Here is a 16,717-nt window from a genome sequence, read left to right on the forward strand (position 1 = left end):
CATTCCGCTTCATTTAGGGGCATCCCCGGCTGGAGTGACGACATGGCGACCGCTGCCGATAGCGAAACGACCCCCCTGGTGCTGACCCCACCTGACCCGGTGCCCGCGCTCGCGCCCGAAAAGGCGGTGGGTCTCGTCCCGGTCGAAGACGGCGTGCGCACCAAGCTGCAAGCCAAGGTCGCCGATTTCGTCGACGATCTCGTCGCGCAGGATGTGAACTCTCCCGAATTCGGCAAGCGCGTCGATGCCATCTCGGCGATGGGCCAGAAGGAAATCCGCGCCGCCGCCGATCAGTCGAACCGCTTTCTTGATCGCCCGGTCAAGGCGATGGACGGCGAGACCGGGATCGGTGCCGACCTTACCGAACTGCGCCGTACGATCGAAAAGCTCGATCCGTCGGTCAACGGCAAGCTCATTTCGGGCCGCGGCCTGCTGAGCAAGGTCTTTGGCGGCGGTATCAACACCTATTTCGACAAATATCGTTCCTCGCAATCGCACATTTCGGCGATCCTCAAGACGCTCGCGCGCGGCAAGGACGAGCTGTTGATGGACAATGCCGCGATCGACACCGAGCGCGCCAATCTGTGGACTGCAATGGGGCGGCTCGAACAGATGATCGTGCTGTCCAAGGAAATGGATGCGCGGCTGGAAGAGAAAGCCAACGATCTCGACCATAGCGACCCGGCCAAGGCCAAGGCGATCCGCGAAAGCGCGCTCTTCTATGTCCGCCAGCGCACGCAGGACCTGCTGACGCAAATGGCGGTGACGGTGCAGGGCTATCTTGCGCTCGATCTGGTCAAGAAGAACAATGTCGAGCTGGTGAAGGGGGTCGATCGCGCCTCCACCACCACCGTTTCCGCCTTGCGCACCGCGGTTACGGTGGCGCAGGCGCTGGCCAACCAGAAACTGGTGCTCGATCAGATCACCGCGCTCAACACGACCACCGCGAACATCATTGATGCGACGGGCAAGCTGCTGAAGTCGCAGACCGCGACCATCCACGAACAGGCCGCCGCCTCGACCATCCCGGTCGAAACGCTGCAGCGCGCCTTCCAGAACATCTATGACACGATGGACGCGATCGACAGCTTCAAGCTGAAAGCGCTCGATTCGATGAAGGCGACGGTCGGCACGCTGTCCAACGAAGTCGAAAAGTCGAAGGGCTATATCGCCCGCGCCGAGGGTGCCGCGCAGAACCGCCTGTCCGGCCCCGACGCCAGCTTCAAGCTGGAAGCGGAGTAGCGCGCGGTGACCGATGTCGATCGCCAGATCGCACGCGCCGGCGAATTGCTCGAGCGCACCCGCGCCGGTCGCGAGGCGCTGGTCAAGCGGCGGCGGCAAGGCACCGCCATCGCCCGACGCCTCACGCTGGCGGCAAGCGCCGACCTCGCGATCGTCGTCGCGGCGATCGCGATCGGCTGGTTCGTGCCGCTCGGCATGGGTGGCGCGCTGCTGGTCGGCGCGTTGCTGGTGGCGGTGACGCTGTTCCTGTTGTTCGCAACGCTGACCCCTGCGGTGCGCGCCGAGCAACTGACGCAAGTCCCGCTGAAAGCGCTGCCGCTGATGACCGAGCAATGGCTCGATACCCAGCGCAAGCTGCTGCCCGCGCCGGCGCAGACATTGGTCGACGGCATCGGCGTGAAGCTGGAAACGCTGTCGCCGCAACTCGCCACGCTCGACGAACGCGAACCCGTCGCCGCCGAAGTGCGCAAGCTGATCGGCGAGCAATTGCCCGAACTGCTCAAAGGCTATGCCAAGGTCCCCCCGCCCCTGCGCGGCGTCGCGCGGAACGGCAAGAGCCCCGATGCGCAACTGGCGGACGCGCTGAAGCTCATCGACGACGAGATCGGCGATATGTCGGCCCAGATCGCGCAGGGGGACCTCGACTCGCTCGAAACGCGTGGCCGGTTTCTGGAGATCAAGTATCGGGATGAGGTTTAGCGCACAACGGCCCTTGGTCGGATCGTCTCCCCATCCGTTCGTTTCGAGCGGGTTAAGACAAGGTCATCCTGCTTTAGCCCGGGAAGGCGTGGATTGCTGAAGGACGACCCCGCGCGGTCGGACAAACGCCGTCTTTGCTATGGTTGCCCCTTCTTGCCTGCTCAGACCGATAGCGTCCGCGCGCGTTCGCTCAGGCGTTCGACCGCCGCCGCATGGATGCCGGGCGCGGTCGCCAGCACGCCGAACGCTTGCGCGCGCGGCGTGTTGAAGGCAAGCGGCGCGCCAAAGGCATCGGTAACCGTTGCCCCCGCTTCCGCCGCGATCAGCGCGGCGGCGGCGACGTCCCATTCATAGCCCCAGCGCAGTGTCGCCACGAGATCGGCCTCATCCGCTGCCACCATCGCGATGCGCAACGCGATCGAATTGGGCTTCGCCACCGCGACCAGATCGCGGTCGGCCTTGGGCAGGCCATCGCTTGGCACGCGCGATCCGCTGAACACGCGCCGGTCGCCGACATGGATCGCAGCGCCATTGCGCGTCGCCCCGTGCCCCAAGACCGCCTGCCACACGTCATTGCGGGCAGGCGCATCCAAAATGCCGATCGTCACCCGGCCGTGCTCGACCAGCGCCACCGACACCGCCCAGCCGTCCCGCCCACGAATAAAGTCCCGAGTGCCATCGATCGGATCGACCACCCACACCCGCCCGCAGGCGAGACGGTCGGCATTGTCGGCGGTTTCCTCGGACAGCCATCCGGCGTCGGGCAACAACGCGGACAACCGCGCGTGGAGCAATGCGTTGACGTCGAGATCGACCTGGCTGACCGGGTCGTTCGGCCCCTTCTCCCAGCGGTGAAAATCGGTGCGCCAATGCCGCAGCGCCAGCGCCCCCGCCTCCTCGGCGATCGCTGCCACTGCGTCGGCCAGGCCCGCATCAGCCACTCGCCACCGTCATCCCCTCGATCCTGAGCGTCGGCACATTGGTACCATAGCGGAATTCCAGGTCGTTCGCGGGCGTCAGGTTAAGGAACATATCCTTCAAATTGCCGGCAATGGTGAACTCGGCAACCGGCCCGGTAATCTCCCCCCGCTCGATCCGGAATCCCGCTGCCCCTCGGCTGTAATCACCGGTAACGCCGTTAACGCCCATGCCGATCAGCTCGGTGACGAACACGCCGTCGGTGATGTCGGCGATCAAGGTTTCCGGCGGGACATGTCCCGCCGCCATATGCAAATTGCTGGTCGAAACCCCGGGCGCGCCGCTCACGCCGCGCGCGGCATGGCCGGTCGGCTCGAGCCCCAATTGCCGCGCAGATGCGCTGTCGAGCAGCCAGCGTTCAAGCATCCCCGCCTCAATGATCGCGGTCGGCGACACCGGCAGCCCCTCGCCATCGAACGGGCGCGAGCGCAGGCCATGCGGGCGGTGCGGATCGTCGAGCACGGTCACGCCGCTCGCAAACACCTGCGTGCCGAGCGCCTCCAGCAGGAAGCTGGTCTTGCGCGTAATCGCCTGCCCCGAAATCGCCCCGGTCAGATGCCCGAGCAGGCTGGAGCCCACACGCGGATCGAACACCACCGTCATCGGCCCGCTGGCAAGCCGTCCGGGATTGACGCGGGCGACCGCGCGCTCGCCCGCGCGCGTGCCGATCACCTCGGGCGCTTCCAGCGCGCGCAAGTGGCGCGCCGAGCTATAGGCATAGTCGCGCACCATCGCCCCGCCCTCGCCCGCCAGTACGCTGGCCGACAGGCCATAACCGGTCGCGGCATAAGCGGCGGCAAAGCCGTGGCTGGTGGCGAGCGCCCAGATCGAGCGCGAGGCGCTGGCAGAGCCGCCCTCGCTATTGGTGACGCCCGCCACTGCCCGCGCGGCATCTTCTGCGGCCAGCGCCGCATCGCGCAGCCCCTCGGGGCTGGGCTCGCTGCCACCCTGCGCCAAATCGTCGATATCGAGCAACGGGGGGGTGCCGTGCATCAGCCGCTCGGCCGGGGCGAGACCGGCCCAGGCATCCTCGGGTGCCTCGCGCGCCATCGCGATCGCGCGGTCGACCAAAGCGGCAAGGGCACCGTCCGACAGATCGGAGGTGGACACGCTCGCCGAACGCTTGCCGACGAACACGCGCAGGCCAAGCTCGGCGCTTTCCGAACGGCCGACATCCTCCAGCGCGCCCAGCCGCACCGAAATGTCGAGCGCGGTGTCGGCGGCATACACCGCATCGGCGGCATCGGCCCCGGCAGCGCGCGCGCGGGAGACGATAGCGGCGGCGCGATCGCGCCCTTGGTCTGGTGTCAACATGCCTTTGGACTTAGGAGCGGCAACACGCCCGCGCAACCACGCGCGACCTCGATCAATAGGGCCAGGGCGTGCCCACCACCACACAGGCGAGAAACATCAGCAACCCGGCAAAGCGGTTGGAGCGGAAGCGGTGCAGCGCCCCCGCACCATCATCCGGCGACAGGGTCGCGACTTGCCAGGCGAAATGCCCCGCCACCGGCAGCAATGCGACCAGCGCCAGCCAATCGGGCCGCAACACCCAGATCGCCCCCGCCCACAGCACCAGCGCCGCCAGATAGAACAGGCCGACGCCCAACCGCACCCGCGCGCCCATCCGCAGCGCCGAGGAGCGCACCCCGATCAGCGCATCATCCTCACGGTCCTGCAGCGCGTAGATCGTGTCATAGCCGACCACCCAGCAAATCGACCCGGCATAGAGCAGCAGGCCGGGCGCGGTGAGCGCGCCCATGATGTCGCTCCACCCGACCAATGCCGCCCAGGAAAAGACGAGGCCCAACCACACTTGCGGCCACCAGGTAATGCGCTTCATGAAGGGATAGGCAGCGACCGGGGCAAGGCTCAGCAGCGCGACCACGCCCGCATACAGGGTGAGTTGCAGCAGCACGAGCAACCCGAGCAGGCACAGCACCGCCAGCCACACCCATGCCGCCTTCAACGAGACCGCCCCGCTCGCCAAAGGTCGTGCGGCAGTGCGCGCCACTTGCCGGTCGAGATCGCGGTCGACAATGTCGTTATACACGCAGCCCGCGCCGCGCATGGCGATGCTGCCGAGCAGCAGCCACAGGATCAAATCCCAGCGCGACACCGCCCCGCCTGCCAGCGCGACGCCCCACGCCCCCGGCCAGAACAATAGCCACCACCCGATCGGTCGATCGAATCGCGCCAGCAGCGCAAACGGGCGCACCGCAGCGGGCAACAGGCCGACAAGGCCGCGATGTTCGGTATCGGGGGTAAGATCGGCAGCAGTCATGCGCGCTCCATGCACCAGCCAGCGGCCGCGCAACAGCCCCGGCGCGCATAGCCTCGACTTCGCCACGCTCCGCGCCGATAGCGGTGCCAAGACCCGAATAAGGGCGCAGTTTTCCAAAGGCGGGCAGCGTGATCCATCTCTCCGTCGCGATCGGGCGGTTCTTCGAGGCGTTGCTGTGGGCGGTGGCGCGCGGCGTCGGCGTAATGGCGGGATGGGCGCTGCTGGGGGTGGTCGGACTTGCCCTGTTCGCCGTGGCGCTGCGGGCGCTGTGGCAGGGACGCAAGTGAACGCCGCCGATTTGCCAGGCCCCACGCCCCTGCTCTAAGGCGCAGCGATGCCCGCCACCCCCGCCTGGCCCCCGCAATCGACCCCGCGGCTGTTCGTCGAGACACCGCTCGGCCTCGGCCCGCTACGCGTCGATGGCCCGCAAGCACACTATCTGGTCAGCGTGATGCGGATGAAAGCGGGCGATCCGGTCAAGCTGTTCGACGGCACATCGGGCGAATGGCTGGGCGTCGCCGCCAGTGTCGGCAAGCGCGACCTCATGCTCGACGTCACCCAAAAGCTGCGCGAGGCCGAGACGGTGCCCGACCTGTGGCTGTGCGCCGCCCCGATCAAGAAAGGTCGGATCGACTGGGTCGCCGAGAAAGCGTGCGAGCTTGGCGTCGCGCGCCTCGTGCCGGTGCTGACCCGCCGCACGATCGTCGACCGATTGAATGGCGAGCGGCTGCGCGCGCATATGATCGAGGCGGCCGAACAATGCGGTCGCACGGCGGTGCCCGAACTGACCGAGCCAGTGAAGCTGTCCGCCCTGCTGCGCGACTGGCCCGCAGACCGCGCGCTGTTCTTCGCCGACGAAACTGGCGGTGCGCCCGCTTTGGCAGCAATGCGCGCGGCAAGTGGTGCGGCAGCGATCCTGATCGGTCCTGAAGGCGGCTTCGACGATGACGAACGCGCCGCGATCCGAGCCGTGCCAAGTGCTGTCGCCATCGGCCTGGGCCCGCGCATTCTGCGCGCGGACACGGCAGCGGCGGCGGCGGTCGCGCTGTGGATGGCCGCGCGCGGCGATTGGTGAGGCGCATCGGTAGCTAAACGAAACGCGCTGGCGGGCGGCCTCAGGCGGCGCTAAGGCGCGATCATGACCACGCGCCCCGAAACCAAAAAGAGCTCTCCCGTGATCGAATCGCGCGACCAGCTCGTCGCCAGCTTCGCGCGGGGCGAGAAGGCTCCCGATCGCTGGCGGATTGGCACCGAGCATGAGAAGTTCGTCTATGCCGATAGCGATCATCACGCGCCGAGCTACACCGAAAAGGGCGGCATTCGGGATTTGCTGGACGCGTTGACCGCATTCGGTTGGGAACCCGTGCTGGAAGGCGGCAACGTCATCGCGCTGAACGGCACCGACGGATCGATCAGCCTCGAACCGGCCGGCCAGTTCGAACTGTCGGGTGCCCCGCTCGAAAATCTGCACCAGACCTGCGCCGAGACCGGGCGGCATCTGCAGCAGATCAAGACGATCGGCGACAAATTCGGCATCGGTTTCCTCGGCCTCGGCATGTGGCCCGACAAGACCCGCGCCGAGCTGCCGATCATGCCCAAGGGCCGCTATGCGATCATGCTGCGCCACATGCCGCGCGTCGGCAGCATGGGCCTCGACATGATGCTGCGCACCTGCACGATCCAGGTGAACCTCGATTACAGTTCCGAAGCCGACATGGTGCAGAAGTTCCGCGTCGGGTTGGCGCTGCAACCGCTCGCCACCGCCTTGTTCGCCAATTCGCCCTTCACCGAGGGCAAACCCAACGGGATGCTGTCGTACCGCAGCCACATCTGGTCCGACACCGATCCCGCGCGCACCGGCATGTTGCCGTTCGTGTTCGAGGACGGTTTTGGATATGATCGCTACACCGAATACGCGCTCGATGTGCCGATGTACTTCGTCTATCGCGACGGTCGCTATCTCGATGCTGCGGGCCTGTCCTTCCGCGATTTCCTGAAGGGCGAATTGTCGGTCCTGCCCGGCGAGAAGCCGACGCTCGACGACTGGAATGACCACCTCTCCACCGCCTTCCCCGAAGTGCGGCTGAAGACCTTTCTCGAAATGCGCGGGGCCGATGGCGGCCCGTGGGGGCGGATTTGCGCACTGCCTGCTCTGTGGGTCGGCCTGCTCTACGATCAGGGTGCGCTCGATGCGGCGTGGGATGTGGTCAAGCACTGGACGATCGAGGAACGCCAGGCGCTGCGCGATGCAGTGCCCAAGCTCGGGCTCGACGCACCGATCGCAGGCGGGCGCACCTTGCGCGCGATCGCGGGTGAAGTGATCGACATCGCCAGCGCCGGCCTCACCGCGCGGGGCCGCATCGATTCGAGCGGCAGCAACGAAACCGGGTTCCTCGATCCGCTGCGCGAGATCGTGCGCAGCGGCAAGGTGCCCGCCGAATTGCTGCTGGAGAAATATCACGGCGTGTGGAACGGCGACGTGTCGAAAGTGTATGACGAGCTGCGGTTCTAGCCGCGCTCTGCTTCGCTTCCTGCCTGCGCGGCGTGGGCAAGCGACTCCACGAACTTCGCATTCAAGCGGCCAAGGTCGGCCAAATCATCCTCACTCCAGGCGGCGAGCGCGCGCGCCAGCAAGCGCTGCCGCGCCGCCGCAACCGAGCGCGCCAGCGCCTCGCCCGCGGGAGCGAGCGTGACCATCCGGATTCGCCGGTCCGTTTCGCCGGGAATCTTGGCGATAAGGCCCAATTGTTCGAGCTTCGCAATCTGGCGGCTAACCGTCGTCGAGTCCCGCCCCACCTGATCGGCCAGCGCCGCCACGCTCAGCGTGCCCCGCGTGGCGATCCCCACCAACAGCGGCACCAGCGCGCGGTCGAGCACCACACCCGCCTCTTTCAGCAACAGGTCCACGCGCTGCGGGCTGCTGAAAAACCCCAGCAGATCAACGAGCGCGCGAGCGACGGTATCGATACTAGCTGTATTATACACTCTTTACCTCAAGCCTCCAAAGTGGCATAAAGGCTGCATGATACACGCATCCCCCACGCTCGTCATCGCCGGCAGTGTAAGACCCCGCCGGATCTCCCCGCAGATTGCGCAATGGATCGCCACGCTGGGCCGGTCGCAAAACGACGACACCTTCGAAGTCGTCGATTTGCGCGATTGGCCGTTGCCGATGGATGATGAGGCGGAAATGCCGCAGCGCGCCAGCTACGCCTCGGCATTGACCCTCGAATGGAGCCGGAAGATCGCCAGCGCGGCTGCGTTTATCTTCGTCACACCGCAATATAATTGGGGTTATCCGGCAGCTCTAAAAAACGCGATCGACCACCTCTACCGCGAATGGGCCGACAAGCCGGTCATGATCGTATCTTATGGCGGGCATGGCGGGGGCAAGGCTGCGGCGCAGTTGCAGGAGGTGTGCGAAGGGATCGGGATGCGGCCGATCGCTGCGCGGCCCGCGCTGCGCCTGTCACGGACGCAGATCGAGGCCAATTCGGGCGAGATCGACCCTGCGGAGGCGTTCGCCGGACATATTGAGGACGTGCGCGCGGCACTGGCCGAACTGTCCCGCGCGCGCACTGCGAACACCCAGTAGACGACCGCATAAAGAGGAACGACCGGCGTTAGTCACCGTGATGGAATAGCCTCACGCAACGATGATTATTTCTGTCAAAATGTCACATCAACGCGGTATGATCGTCCTTGGTGTTACACCTTGGGGGAACGAACATGGTCGATCATCCGGAACGGATTACCGAGCACTTTGAAGCGGCCTGGAACGCGCATGACATGGTCGCGTTTGGCGCGCTCTTCCATGCGGATGCCACCTTCGTGAACCGCTATGCGATGTATTGGCGCGGGATCGACCAAATCGTCGCCGGACACCGCTTCATCCATGAGACGATTTACAGCGACTCGGTATTACGGGTTGATCCGGCGGATGTGGATTGGGTCGGGGAGGACGCGGCCATCCTGCATTTCTGGACTCGGCTCACCGCTGGGGCCGCGCATCCTGCTGGCCCCCATGTCGCCGACACGCTGATCCTCGCGATCGCCACGCGCCGCGATGGCGACTGGCGCATCCAGGCAGCCGAAAATGTCACCCTCGCCGATCCGACGACCGGCAAGGAGACTTTGCGCGCGGACTGACTTTCCGAGGCGTATTGTGCTTTTTGAATGGTTTAGCCCGGCTTTCCGGCGGGAAAAGCCGGGCCTTTTTCTCATCCAAAAATACCACTTCACAAAAGTGCCTCATAAGTGTCATCATTCTGTAACCGAATGACTCGGTGAGAGGATGAATCCCATGACCAAAATGATCGCTTTGAGCTTGCTTGTCCTGGCGCCGCTGTCGGCACCGGCAGTGGCGAACCCCACGGCAGCGACACCGTCAACGCAGACTGCTGCCCAAAATGCAGATGCCATCTCGGCGCTGGAGACACGGGTTCGGCTCAACCCGGATGATGGCGGACGCCATATCGAACTGGCCGCCGCGTATTTGCGCAGTGGACGCACGGCTGAAGCACTGGTCGCCTTCCGTCGCGCCCGCGCGCTTGACAATGAAATGCTGGAAACGCCGACGGGCGACGCGATCTGGTCGCATCAGATTGCCGACAGCGTGCTTGCCCGCGCGGCCGCGCGCCCGGTGCAGCTCTCTTCCCGCTGATAGCCTGAACACTGCGGACCCTCGGGGCATCCTCGGATGCCCCGAAACCGCGCGGCGCTAGACCCGGACGGTGCGCTTGCCGCCAACCCAGGCGAAGAAACGCGGCACCAGCCCGTTGCGCTCGATCCATTCCGAATAATCGCGATACGTCGGGTCCATCCCGAGATGCCGCTCCTCGGTCTTGGCACGCCAATAATAGACTCCGCTGACCACCCCCATCAGGATCGTCGCCCGCACCGCGTCGAGCCAGGAGCCCGTCGTCAGCACGGGCACGGTCGAAATCCACCAGAACAAATTCTTCGACAGATAGGCCGGGTGGCGCGAAAACGCATAAGGCCCGTGCGTCAAAATGCCGCGATGCGTCAGGTTGGAAAAGCGAAAACCAAACGCGACCGTCGCCCAGGCATAGATTGCCGTCAAACCGACCAGCACCGTACCGATCGCGACCAGCACCACCGGATGTCCGGCGAACCAGACCGACCAGCCATCGGAGCCATAGGTGCCGGGATGATAATCGAGCGGCCCGTTTTCGGCCATCAGCGTGAAGGGAGGGTAACAAATCAGCGCCGCCATCCACGCCGCCGCAAACGGGTTTGCACTGCGAATGTGCGAATCGAGTGGACGGAAGGTGAGGATATAGCCGGCCGTCGCGAACGCGCAGTCGATCACGAACATGAAGCCGATCAACCAATTGGCCAGCGCCACCGGATTGTGCAGCACCTCCGCGACATTCCCGTGGATGAACCCGGCGAACCCCGGCGGCACCACCGCCAGCATGAACGCCAGAAAAAAGGCCTTCACGCCCCAACTGCGCAAATGGTTATACAGCGCCTCACGGTCGATCGGCTCGTCGAGCCCCATCAGCCACGCGCCGAGCGCCCAAGCGCCATCCTTGGGCGCGACCAGGCGACGATCGATCCACAGCACATAGGGGATCGAACCGACCAGCAGCAGCGGTGCGGCGACGCCGAAACACGCCATCGCAAAGGGAAAGCCGCCCCATTGGTTGCTCCAGTAAAAGCGCCCGGTGCCATAGATCAGCGCGATGCCCGCCCAGGTCGCCCACAACCCCGCGAGCTTGGTCAGCGACACATCGAGCGTTTCACGCCACGGCTTCGGGGTGCTCCAGTCAATGCCGGTCGAGGCGCGACGGTGGACCTTGTCGACCAATACCGCCCACAGCACCATCGGCAGCGCGCAGGCCGCGATATTGACGAGCGCCGCATAGGGCCCGTCCATGCCATAATAACGCGCGATCGCGACCCACAGGAACAGGCCGCCGAGACCCGCCAACCCGCAGCCAGTGCTGACCGCCGAGACCGGGCGGGGATCGGCCGCCTTGGCGGCCCGCGCGAGGGCAGTGTCATGAAACATCGCAGGCGGCGTAGCGCAGGAAGGGTTAGCGATGCGTAAAGGACAATCCCGGCGACTGGCGGCAGTCCGCTATCGCCCCACCCCGGCACGGCATTGCATCAACGGTTGAATGCGCGTGCCAAATGCCTCCACGCCTTCGACGAAGTCGTCGAAGGTCAGCAGCACACCGCCGGTATTGGGCACCGCTGCCATTTCGTCGAGCATCCGCGCGACATTGGCATAGGAGCCGACCAGCGTGCCCATATTGATGTTGACCGCCCCTTCCGGTGCCGCAAGCTGGCGGACGTTGGTGTCCTTATTGTGGGTGTCCTTCGCGCCCTGGTCGGCCAGCCAGGCGATCGCCTCGAGATCGGCACCGTCATTATAGGACTGCCACTTCGCCATCGCCGCTTCATCGGTTTCGGCGGCAATGATCATGACAAGCACGAAGATCGACACGTCGCGCCCAGTCTTTGCGGTGGCCGCCGCCAGCCGCGCATTGTTCGACGCGAACGCCGTCGGCGTGTTCACCCCCTTGCCCAGGCAGAAGGCATAATCCGCCCATTTCGCCGAGAAAGCGAGCCCGTCATCGGAGGAGCCCGCGCAGATGATCTTCATGTCGCCGCTCGGCACCGGGCGGACGCGACAATCGTCCATTTGATAATAATCGCCCTTGAAGTCGCTCTCGCCGGTTTCCCACAATTCGCGCAGGATATGGGCATATTCATCGAGCATCGTGTAGCGATTGCGGAAATGCTCGTCGCCGGGCCACAGCCCCATCTGGGTATATTCGGGCGGCTGCCAGCCGGTGATGAGGTTGAGCCCGAACCGCCCATGACTGATCGAATCGATCGTGTTGCACATCCGCGCGGCGAAGGCGGGCGGGATGATGAGCGTCGGGCAGGTCGCGAAGATCTTGATCTTCTCCGTCACCGCCGCCAGCCCCGCCATCAGCGTGAAGCTTTCCAGGCCATATTCCCAGAATTCGGTCTTGCCCCCGAAACCGCGCAGCTTGATCATCGACAGCAGGAAGTCGAGCCCGTGTTTTTCCGCCGATTGCGCGATCGTCTTGTTGAGATCGAACGACGGCAGGTATTGCGGAGCGTTTTCGGAAATCAACCAGCCATTGTTGTTGATGGGGACGAAGACGCCGACTTGCATGGTGTTACCCTTCCGCGATTTCGCCCGCCAGCCAGGCGAGCACGAAGCTGTTGAACGCATCCGGATCGACCACGTTGACGGCATGGCCGCCATGTTCCGCCCGGCAGAAACCCGCGATCGGCAAACCGTTGGCAAGCGCGACCCCGGCATTGGACGGCACCAGCATGTCGTCATCCGAACACACGACCAACACTGGCCGGTGGATCTCACGCAGGCGATCGGCGATGTCGAAGGTGGCCAGCGCGGCGATGCGTTTTTCCATCGTGGCGACGCCCGGAAACTGCGCCAGTTGCGCGGGCAGTTCCGCCTCCAGCGCCGCGTGATGCGCCGAAATCCAGTTGGCCGGATACAGGAAGATCGGCTGCGCCCGCAGATACGCCTCCACACCGCTATCGCGCAGCAATGCAAGCCGCGCGTCGAAACAGCGCAGGAAATGCGGATCGGGGGACGCCCAGCCATTGACCACGACGAACTTGTCGATCCGCTCCGGTGCCAACAGCGCCAGCGCCAGCGCCGCCACACCGCCCGCGGCATGGCCGACGATCGTCGCGCGCGCCACGCCGAGCGTGTCGAGCAGCGTCAGCATGTCCGCGGCAAAGTCCTCGACCGACACCGTTTCGGGCAAAGCGCGATCGCTGCGGCCAGTCCCGCGATGGTCATAGGCGATGACGTGATAGCGCTCGGCAAGCGCCGCGATATTGGGTGCCCAATAGCTCGCCGAGCCGCCAAGGCCCGACGACAGGAGGAGCGGCGGCGCAGCGGCGCTGCCGTGGGTCTCGTAATACAGGCCTGCGGCGTGCGGCATGATTCAGCCTTGCATCGACAGCGATGGCGTGCCGAGCATCTCAACCAAGATGCGCGACCGAGGCGATTTCCACCAGGCAATCCGGCTTCACCAGATCGGCGCGGATGCAGTAGCGCGCAGGCTTTGCGCCCGGAAAATATTCGGCATACACGCCATTGAAGGCCGCATAATCGGCCAGGTCTTTCAGGAAGATGTGGTTCATCGCGACATCTTCCAGCGTCGCGCCCGCCGCTTCCAGCGTCACCTTGATAACGTCCAGCACATGCCGCGTCTGTGCGGCGGCATCGCCGACATGCAGCACCGCCCCGCCCTCGCCAAGCGCCAGCACGCCCGAGACATAGACGGTATTCCCCGCCTTGGCCCCAGCCGAATACGGCGCGATCGGGGTCGGGAATTGCGGGGGATTGATCGCTTCGAAGGGCATGAACCTACTCCTTGGGCGACTGGCCGAACGACCCGCAGAAATCTGCGGCCGTACTGATCCAGCCGAAGAATTTCTCGACATTGTAGACGCTGGCCGCCTGCATTTCGGGCGGGCCGAGATGATGCGTGGCATCCTCCAGCATCACTCCGAAATATTCGAGATGGAAGCCATCGCGCAACGTGCTCTCGACGCAGACGTTGCTGGCAATCCCGACGAACACGATGTTGCGAATGCCGCGCGAGCGCAGCGTCGAATCCAGCTGCGAATTGAAGAACGCCGAATAGCGCGTCTTATGGACGCGAAGGTCGCCCGGTTGCGGGGTCAGCGCATCGACGATCTCATAATCCCACCCACCGCGCGCCAGCAAGGTGCCCGCCAGTTCGGGGCGCTGGCGCATCGTCTTCAGCGCGTTCGATTTGTGCCAGTTGGGCGAGCCCGGCCCGCCCGCCTCGCGATACTCGGGGTCCCAGCCATTTTGCAGGAACACCACCTGCACGCCCGCAGCCCGCGCCGTATCGAGCACCGTCGCGATCTTGCCGATCGTCCCCGCCGCGCCCGAAATGTCGAAACCCGCCAAATCGACATAGCCGCCCTTGCTAGCATAGGCGTTCTGCATGTCGATCACCACGACGGCGGTATGCTCGGGCGCGAGCCGCAACGCCTCGGGCCGGGCCGGGAGCGTCACCGCCGTGTCGCCATCCCCGCCGGGGCAGATCACGGTCTGATCGTCGGCCACGCAACACTCCCTCGCGAAAGCGTCCGATCCTGTCGTGGATGTCGCACAAGTGCAAGGGCCGCATCTTGCGCACCGGCTTTACCCACGCTAACCGGGGCAGATCGCCGCAGCAGCGCGCGCAGCCGGCGAGCGGGTATAGTACAATGGTAGTACAGCAGCCTTCCAAGTTTTAGCAGACGCCACAAATCAACGACTTAGCTTGCATTTAAATTCCGACTTATGCGGATATTGCCGTTTCGGTCGGAATGGATTGGCCCCCTAAAAAATCCCCAGGAACCGCGCACGCGGCTTTGCTTTTGCCAGCGCCGCCGTCCACTCGGCATCGCAGCTACTGCCCAGCTTCACGGCGGTGCGCTTGTCGATATTGGCTTTCACGAGCTGGCCCGTTTGCGCGACATCGTGCGCGCCCAGACCACCGGCAGAGCCATCAATCAGGGTGAGCGGTGCCCCCGGCGTTGGATCCAGCAGGCCCGACGCCATCAGGATCTTCATGCACGGGCTGGCAGCCTGGGTCAGCACGGTAGAGGTCGTCATACAGGCAGAGATTGCGGCGCAGAGCATCAGCGACGCCATGCACCGCCACGCCTGCATCGGGCGCTTGTCGAACATCGATCTGTCCTTTCTGGACCTGTACGTCCACCTCGACCTTTTGCCGGGTGGCATCGTTGATTTGTGGGATCGCGGCGGTGGCGATGTCGCCGGTGGCCTGTCCCAGCGAGGCGTCGACCTTGGCCTGACCAACCTTCGCCGCCATTTGGCCCGGGCGGATCGCGACCCACCAGAACGCCGCGCCGATCGCCCCGGCGACAGCCAGGGCGAATATTACGCGGAAAACCCAGTTGGCGGCGCGCACCTGCGGCAAGGCGTCCTCGGCCAGTTGCTCGGCCTCGCTCAGCATATTCATGCGCCGGCGACTCCCGCCAGGCAGTCACGCCGTTCCTTCTCGCGCCGGTTCACCAGGCCGGGCGCGGCGCAATAGACGACCCCTTTGGTCGACCGCTTGCAGGCATATCGCTTCGGCACCGCACCGCGTGGACGGAACAGCACGATATACCCCCGGAACGCCTCGCACGCCGCGCGCCAGCGATGCGCCGCCGCCTCGCGCGCCATCGGCGAACCGCGCCAGTGACCAGCGCCGCCGTTGAGGATGAAGTCACCGGCTTGCCCGCGCAGCGACACCGGGCCGGAAAGCAGTTCTGGCGTGATCGCCACCGCCTCGCTGGTCGCTTCGGTAAGATCGGCCTTCAGCCAAGCGTCGCATTGCGCCTTGGTTGCCGTCATGCCCGGACGGACGCCTCTGGTATGGCCGCTGCAGATCGTCCAGACCGAGCCGCTATCCTGATAGGCGTGATAGACGGTGCCCTCGGCAGCGCGGGTGCCGGGAAGCGCCAGTGTGACGGCTGCGGCGATCAGCGCACCGATTCCAGCGCCGACACCGACCTTGCTGGCCGGGGTCAGCTTGCGCGGTTCACTGGCCATCGGTCGGCACCTTGCGGGTGATGCGCGCGACGGCGATCGCGACCAGCAGCAGGATCGGGAACGATCCGGTCAGCCACGACGGGAGCAGCGCGCGCAGATCCTGCGGCATCGCATTCCAGACTTCCGACGCAGTGCCGGGAAAGGCCTGCACGAACGTCTCGATCAGCGCGCCGATCGCGGCGAGCCGGATCGAGGAGAAGGTATAGGCGCGGTGCCAGTCATCGATGAGACGCGCGCACAACCAGGCGCGCCACTTTGCGAGCAGCGTCATCGGATTTCCTTTCGGGTACGGGATAGTGTGTGGGGTAAGTCCCGGCAGGCATCGCCTTCGGAGGCTTGGTCGTACGTCGCCGCAGTGGCGCGGATGCCACGCGAAAGGGCGTCCTGTTCCAGCGCTGCCTCGGCGCGTGAGACGAGATCGTCGAACGCTGGCGTCGGCGGATGGAGCGGGAACGCCCCGCGCAACGTGTCCTCGAATGCCCCGACCTGGGCATAGCGGCGCTGCGCGATCGCCCGTTCGACCGGGTTTGCCAGCGCCAGCAAGAAACCAACGAGGCAGAGGATGACGCCGCCCTCGATCATGGCATTGGTCCGGATTTTGGCGGCGCGATCATTTCGAGTTTGGCCTCGATTCTGGCCGTTCGCTCGTTGATCATGTTGAGCTGTTTATTGCTCTCTTCGAGGGCCGTGATCCGGCGCTCGTGCTGTTGGAGCTCGTTGAGGTAGCCGCCGCCTGTCATCGTCGCGCCGATCAGCGTGATCACGATCGCTGCGGGTGCCCACCAGTCTTTCCATGTCGGAGCACGCGGCACTTGTGCGCTCACGCGGGCACTATCTCAAACCGCTCGGTCGGCGGTACCGTCGTATCGTCCCATAGCTGCGGATGAACCGGG

The 16,717-nt window shown here is 65.1% G+C and carries 23 protein-coding genes; 8 read left to right on the forward strand and 15 right to left on the reverse strand.

The genetic code is table 11. The annotated features are described in order from the left end of the window. Positions 1-42: 42 nt before the first annotated feature. Both ACP7BY_RS04135 and ACP7BY_RS04140 read left to right on the forward strand, forming a co-directional pair. The gene (locus tag ACP7BY_RS04135) at positions 43-1,242 is read left to right on the forward strand and encodes a toxic anion resistance protein (protein WP_126847826.1); all 1,200 of its coding nucleotides are present in this window, start codon (positions 43-45) and stop codon (positions 1,240-1,242) included. 6 nt (positions 1,243-1,248) lie between these two features. Then, entirely contained in the window at positions 1,249-1,941 is a 693-nt protein-coding gene (locus tag ACP7BY_RS04140) for a hypothetical protein (protein WP_033965588.1), read from the forward strand. A 161-nt stretch (positions 1,942-2,102) separates the two neighbouring features. On the opposite strand, the gene ACP7BY_RS04145 is transcribed toward ACP7BY_RS04140, so the two are convergent. The 3 genes from ACP7BY_RS04145 to ubiA are packed head-to-tail and all read right to left on the reverse strand — an operon-like array spanning position 2,103 to position 5,203. Next, positions 2,103-2,882, reverse strand: a complete 780-nt coding sequence (locus ACP7BY_RS04145; RefSeq protein WP_033965589.1) for a 3'(2'),5'-bisphosphate nucleotidase CysQ — start codon at positions 2,880-2,882, stop codon at positions 2,103-2,105. Then, positions 2,875-4,233, reverse strand: a complete 1,359-nt coding sequence (locus ACP7BY_RS04150) for a TldD/PmbA family protein (protein ID WP_137902802.1) — start codon at positions 4,231-4,233, stop codon at positions 2,875-2,877. The genes ACP7BY_RS04145 and ACP7BY_RS04150 overlap by 8 nt, the downstream gene beginning before the upstream one ends. A 52-nt stretch (positions 4,234-4,285) precedes the next feature. Beyond that, positions 4,286-5,203 carry a 4-hydroxybenzoate octaprenyltransferase gene (gene ubiA, locus ACP7BY_RS04155; protein ID WP_137902803.1) on the reverse strand — a complete coding sequence of 306 codons (918 nt, stop codon included), beginning with the start codon at positions 5,201-5,203 and terminating at the stop codon, positions 4,286-4,288. Positions 5,204-5,331: 128 nt separating this feature from the next. Between ubiA and ACP7BY_RS04160 the strand changes: the two genes are divergently transcribed. From ACP7BY_RS04160 to ACP7BY_RS04170, 3 genes are all read left to right on the forward strand, one after another. After that, positions 5,332-5,490 carry a hypothetical protein gene (locus ACP7BY_RS04160; protein ID WP_033965590.1) on the forward strand — a complete coding sequence of 53 codons (159 nt, stop codon included), beginning with the start codon at positions 5,332-5,334 and terminating at the stop codon, positions 5,488-5,490. A gap of 47 nt (positions 5,491-5,537) precedes the next feature. Continuing rightward, positions 5,538-6,278 carry a 16S rRNA (uracil(1498)-N(3))-methyltransferase gene (locus tag ACP7BY_RS04165; RefSeq protein WP_033965591.1) on the forward strand — a complete coding sequence of 247 codons (741 nt, stop codon included), beginning with the start codon at positions 5,538-5,540 and terminating at the stop codon, positions 6,276-6,278. Positions 6,279-6,341: 63 nt separating this feature from the next. Next, on the forward strand, positions 6,342-7,715 hold the full coding sequence (locus ACP7BY_RS04170) for a glutamate--cysteine ligase (protein ID WP_033965593.1): 1,374 nt from the start codon (positions 6,342-6,344) through the stop codon (positions 7,713-7,715). On the opposite strand, the gene ACP7BY_RS04175 is transcribed toward ACP7BY_RS04170, so the two are convergent. Next, the gene (locus ACP7BY_RS04175) at positions 7,712-8,188 is read right to left on the reverse strand and encodes a MarR family winged helix-turn-helix transcriptional regulator (RefSeq protein ID WP_209515369.1); all 477 of its coding nucleotides are present in this window, start codon (positions 8,186-8,188) and stop codon (positions 7,712-7,714) included. The two genes, ACP7BY_RS04170 and ACP7BY_RS04175, sit on opposite strands and share 4 nt — an antisense overlap. Before the next feature lie 37 nt (positions 8,189-8,225). On the opposite strand from ACP7BY_RS04175, the gene ACP7BY_RS04180 reads away from it, so the two are divergent. The 3 genes from ACP7BY_RS04180 to ACP7BY_RS04190 all read left to right on the forward strand — a co-directional run bounded on the left by ACP7BY_RS04180 (position 8,226) and on the right by ACP7BY_RS04190 (position 9,866). Beyond that, a complete protein-coding gene (locus ACP7BY_RS04180) occupies positions 8,226-8,798 on the forward strand; it encodes an NADPH-dependent FMN reductase (RefSeq protein ID WP_137902992.1) in 573 nt (190 codons plus the stop codon). 134 nt (positions 8,799-8,932) lie between these two features. Then, entirely contained in the window at positions 8,933-9,352 is a 420-nt protein-coding gene (locus tag ACP7BY_RS04185) for an SgcJ/EcaC family oxidoreductase (RefSeq protein WP_033965594.1), read from the forward strand. Positions 9,353-9,506: 154 nt separating this feature from the next. Next, positions 9,507-9,866 carry a BTAD domain-containing putative transcriptional regulator gene (locus tag ACP7BY_RS04190; protein WP_033965595.1) on the forward strand — a complete coding sequence of 120 codons (360 nt, stop codon included), beginning with the start codon at positions 9,507-9,509 and terminating at the stop codon, positions 9,864-9,866. Between the two features lie 57 nt (positions 9,867-9,923). Here ACP7BY_RS04190 and ACP7BY_RS04195 read toward each other — a convergent pair whose 3' ends face one another. From ACP7BY_RS04195 to ACP7BY_RS04245, 11 genes are all read right to left on the reverse strand, one after another. Next, complete coding sequence (locus tag ACP7BY_RS04195) at positions 9,924-11,240, reverse strand: methyltransferase family protein (protein WP_171010557.1); 1,317 nt, start codon at positions 11,238-11,240, stop codon at positions 9,924-9,926. Positions 11,241-11,309: 69 nt separating this feature from the next. Beyond that, entirely contained in the window at positions 11,310-12,380 is a 1,071-nt protein-coding gene (rutA, locus tag ACP7BY_RS04200; protein WP_033965596.1) for a pyrimidine utilization protein A, read from the reverse strand. A gap of 4 nt (positions 12,381-12,384) precedes the next feature. Then, positions 12,385-13,185, reverse strand: a complete 801-nt coding sequence (rutD, locus tag ACP7BY_RS04205) for a pyrimidine utilization protein D (protein ID WP_033965597.1) — start codon at positions 13,183-13,185, stop codon at positions 12,385-12,387. 40 nt (positions 13,186-13,225) lie between these two features. After that, a complete protein-coding gene (gene rutC, locus ACP7BY_RS04210; RefSeq protein WP_033965598.1) occupies positions 13,226-13,609 on the reverse strand; it encodes a pyrimidine utilization protein C in 384 nt (127 codons plus the stop codon). Positions 13,610-13,613: 4 nt separating this feature from the next. Further along, entirely contained in the window at positions 13,614-14,345 is a 732-nt protein-coding gene (gene rutB / locus ACP7BY_RS04215) for a pyrimidine utilization protein B (RefSeq protein ID WP_137902993.1), read from the reverse strand. A gap of 258 nt (positions 14,346-14,603) precedes the next feature. Beyond that, complete coding sequence (locus ACP7BY_RS04220) at positions 14,604-14,825, reverse strand: hypothetical protein (protein WP_033965599.1); 222 nt, start codon at positions 14,823-14,825, stop codon at positions 14,604-14,606. Beyond that, positions 14,773-15,243, reverse strand: coding sequence for a hypothetical protein (locus ACP7BY_RS04225; protein ID WP_156143034.1), 471 nt, complete (start codon positions 15,241-15,243; stop codon positions 14,773-14,775). Before ACP7BY_RS04225 ends, ACP7BY_RS04220 begins: the two co-directional genes overlap by 53 nt. A gap of 2 nt (positions 15,244-15,245) precedes the next feature. Beyond that, positions 15,246-15,824, reverse strand: a complete 579-nt coding sequence (locus ACP7BY_RS04230; RefSeq protein ID WP_426287980.1) for a glycoside hydrolase family protein — start codon at positions 15,822-15,824, stop codon at positions 15,246-15,248. Further along, positions 15,814-16,095 carry a hypothetical protein gene (locus ACP7BY_RS04235; RefSeq protein ID WP_033965602.1) on the reverse strand — a complete coding sequence of 94 codons (282 nt, stop codon included), beginning with the start codon at positions 16,093-16,095 and terminating at the stop codon, positions 15,814-15,816. The genes ACP7BY_RS04230 and ACP7BY_RS04235 overlap by 11 nt, the downstream gene beginning before the upstream one ends. After that, entirely contained in the window at positions 16,092-16,406 is a 315-nt protein-coding gene (locus ACP7BY_RS04240; RefSeq protein WP_033965603.1) for a hypothetical protein, read from the reverse strand. The genes ACP7BY_RS04235 and ACP7BY_RS04240 overlap by 4 nt, the downstream gene beginning before the upstream one ends. Further along, positions 16,403-16,588: a hypothetical protein gene (locus ACP7BY_RS04245; RefSeq protein ID WP_426287981.1), complete on the reverse strand. Its 186-nt coding sequence runs from the start codon at positions 16,586-16,588 to the stop codon at positions 16,403-16,405. The genes ACP7BY_RS04240 and ACP7BY_RS04245 overlap by 4 nt, the downstream gene beginning before the upstream one ends. Positions 16,589-16,717: the final 129 nt, after the last annotated feature.

Origin of the sequence: Sphingomonas sp. PSPC2-2, from assembly GCF_049897725.1 — a bacterium.
Classification (GTDB): Bacteria; Pseudomonadota; Alphaproteobacteria; order Sphingomonadales; family Sphingomonadaceae; genus Sphingomonas.

Excerpts from the sequence above, each read along its gene's own strand:
- ACP7BY_RS04135 (WP_126847826.1), top strand. The coding sequence starts at position 43 with ATGGCGACCGCTGCCGATAGCGAAACGACCCCCCTGGTGCTGACCCCA.
- ACP7BY_RS04225 (WP_156143034.1), bottom strand. The coding sequence starts at position 15,243 with ATGCTGAGCGAGGCCGAGCAACTGGCCGAGGACGCCTTGCCGCAGGTG.
- ACP7BY_RS04195 (WP_171010557.1), bottom strand. The coding sequence starts at position 11,240 with ATGTTTCATGACACTGCCCTCGCGCGGGCCGCCAAGGCGGCCGATCCC.
- ubiA (WP_137902803.1), bottom strand. The coding sequence starts at position 5,203 with ATGACTGCTGCCGATCTTACCCCCGATACCGAACATCGCGGCCTTGTC.
- ACP7BY_RS04180 (WP_137902992.1), top strand. The coding sequence starts at position 8,226 with ATGATACACGCATCCCCCACGCTCGTCATCGCCGGCAGTGTAAGACCC.
- ACP7BY_RS04170 (WP_033965593.1), top strand. The coding sequence starts at position 6,342 with ATGACCACGCGCCCCGAAACCAAAAAGAGCTCTCCCGTGATCGAATCG.
- rutC (WP_033965598.1), bottom strand. The coding sequence starts at position 13,609 with ATGCCCTTCGAAGCGATCAATCCCCCGCAATTCCCGACCCCGATCGCG.
- ACP7BY_RS04230 (WP_426287980.1), bottom strand. The coding sequence starts at position 15,824 with ATGGCCAGTGAACCGCGCAAGCTGACCCCGGCCAGCAAGGTCGGTGTC.
- ACP7BY_RS04185 (WP_033965594.1), top strand. The coding sequence starts at position 8,933 with ATGGTCGATCATCCGGAACGGATTACCGAGCACTTTGAAGCGGCCTGG.
- ACP7BY_RS04235 (WP_033965602.1), bottom strand. The coding sequence starts at position 16,095 with ATGACGCTGCTCGCAAAGTGGCGCGCCTGGTTGTGCGCGCGTCTCATC.
- ACP7BY_RS04240 (WP_033965603.1), bottom strand. The coding sequence starts at position 16,406 with ATGATCGAGGGCGGCGTCATCCTCTGCCTCGTTGGTTTCTTGCTGGCG.
- ACP7BY_RS04190 (WP_033965595.1), top strand. The coding sequence starts at position 9,507 with ATGACCAAAATGATCGCTTTGAGCTTGCTTGTCCTGGCGCCGCTGTCG.
- ACP7BY_RS04165 (WP_033965591.1), top strand. The coding sequence starts at position 5,538 with ATGCCCGCCACCCCCGCCTGGCCCCCGCAATCGACCCCGCGGCTGTTC.
- rutA (WP_033965596.1), bottom strand. The coding sequence starts at position 12,380 with ATGCAAGTCGGCGTCTTCGTCCCCATCAACAACAATGGCTGGTTGATT.
- ACP7BY_RS04150 (WP_137902802.1), bottom strand. The coding sequence starts at position 4,233 with ATGTTGACACCAGACCAAGGGCGCGATCGCGCCGCCGCTATCGTCTCC.
- rutD (WP_033965597.1), bottom strand. The coding sequence starts at position 13,185 with ATGCCGCACGCCGCAGGCCTGTATTACGAGACCCACGGCAGCGCCGCT.
- ACP7BY_RS04220 (WP_033965599.1), bottom strand. The coding sequence starts at position 14,825 with ATGGCGTCGGGCCTGCTGGATCCAACGCCGGGGGCACCGCTCACCCTG.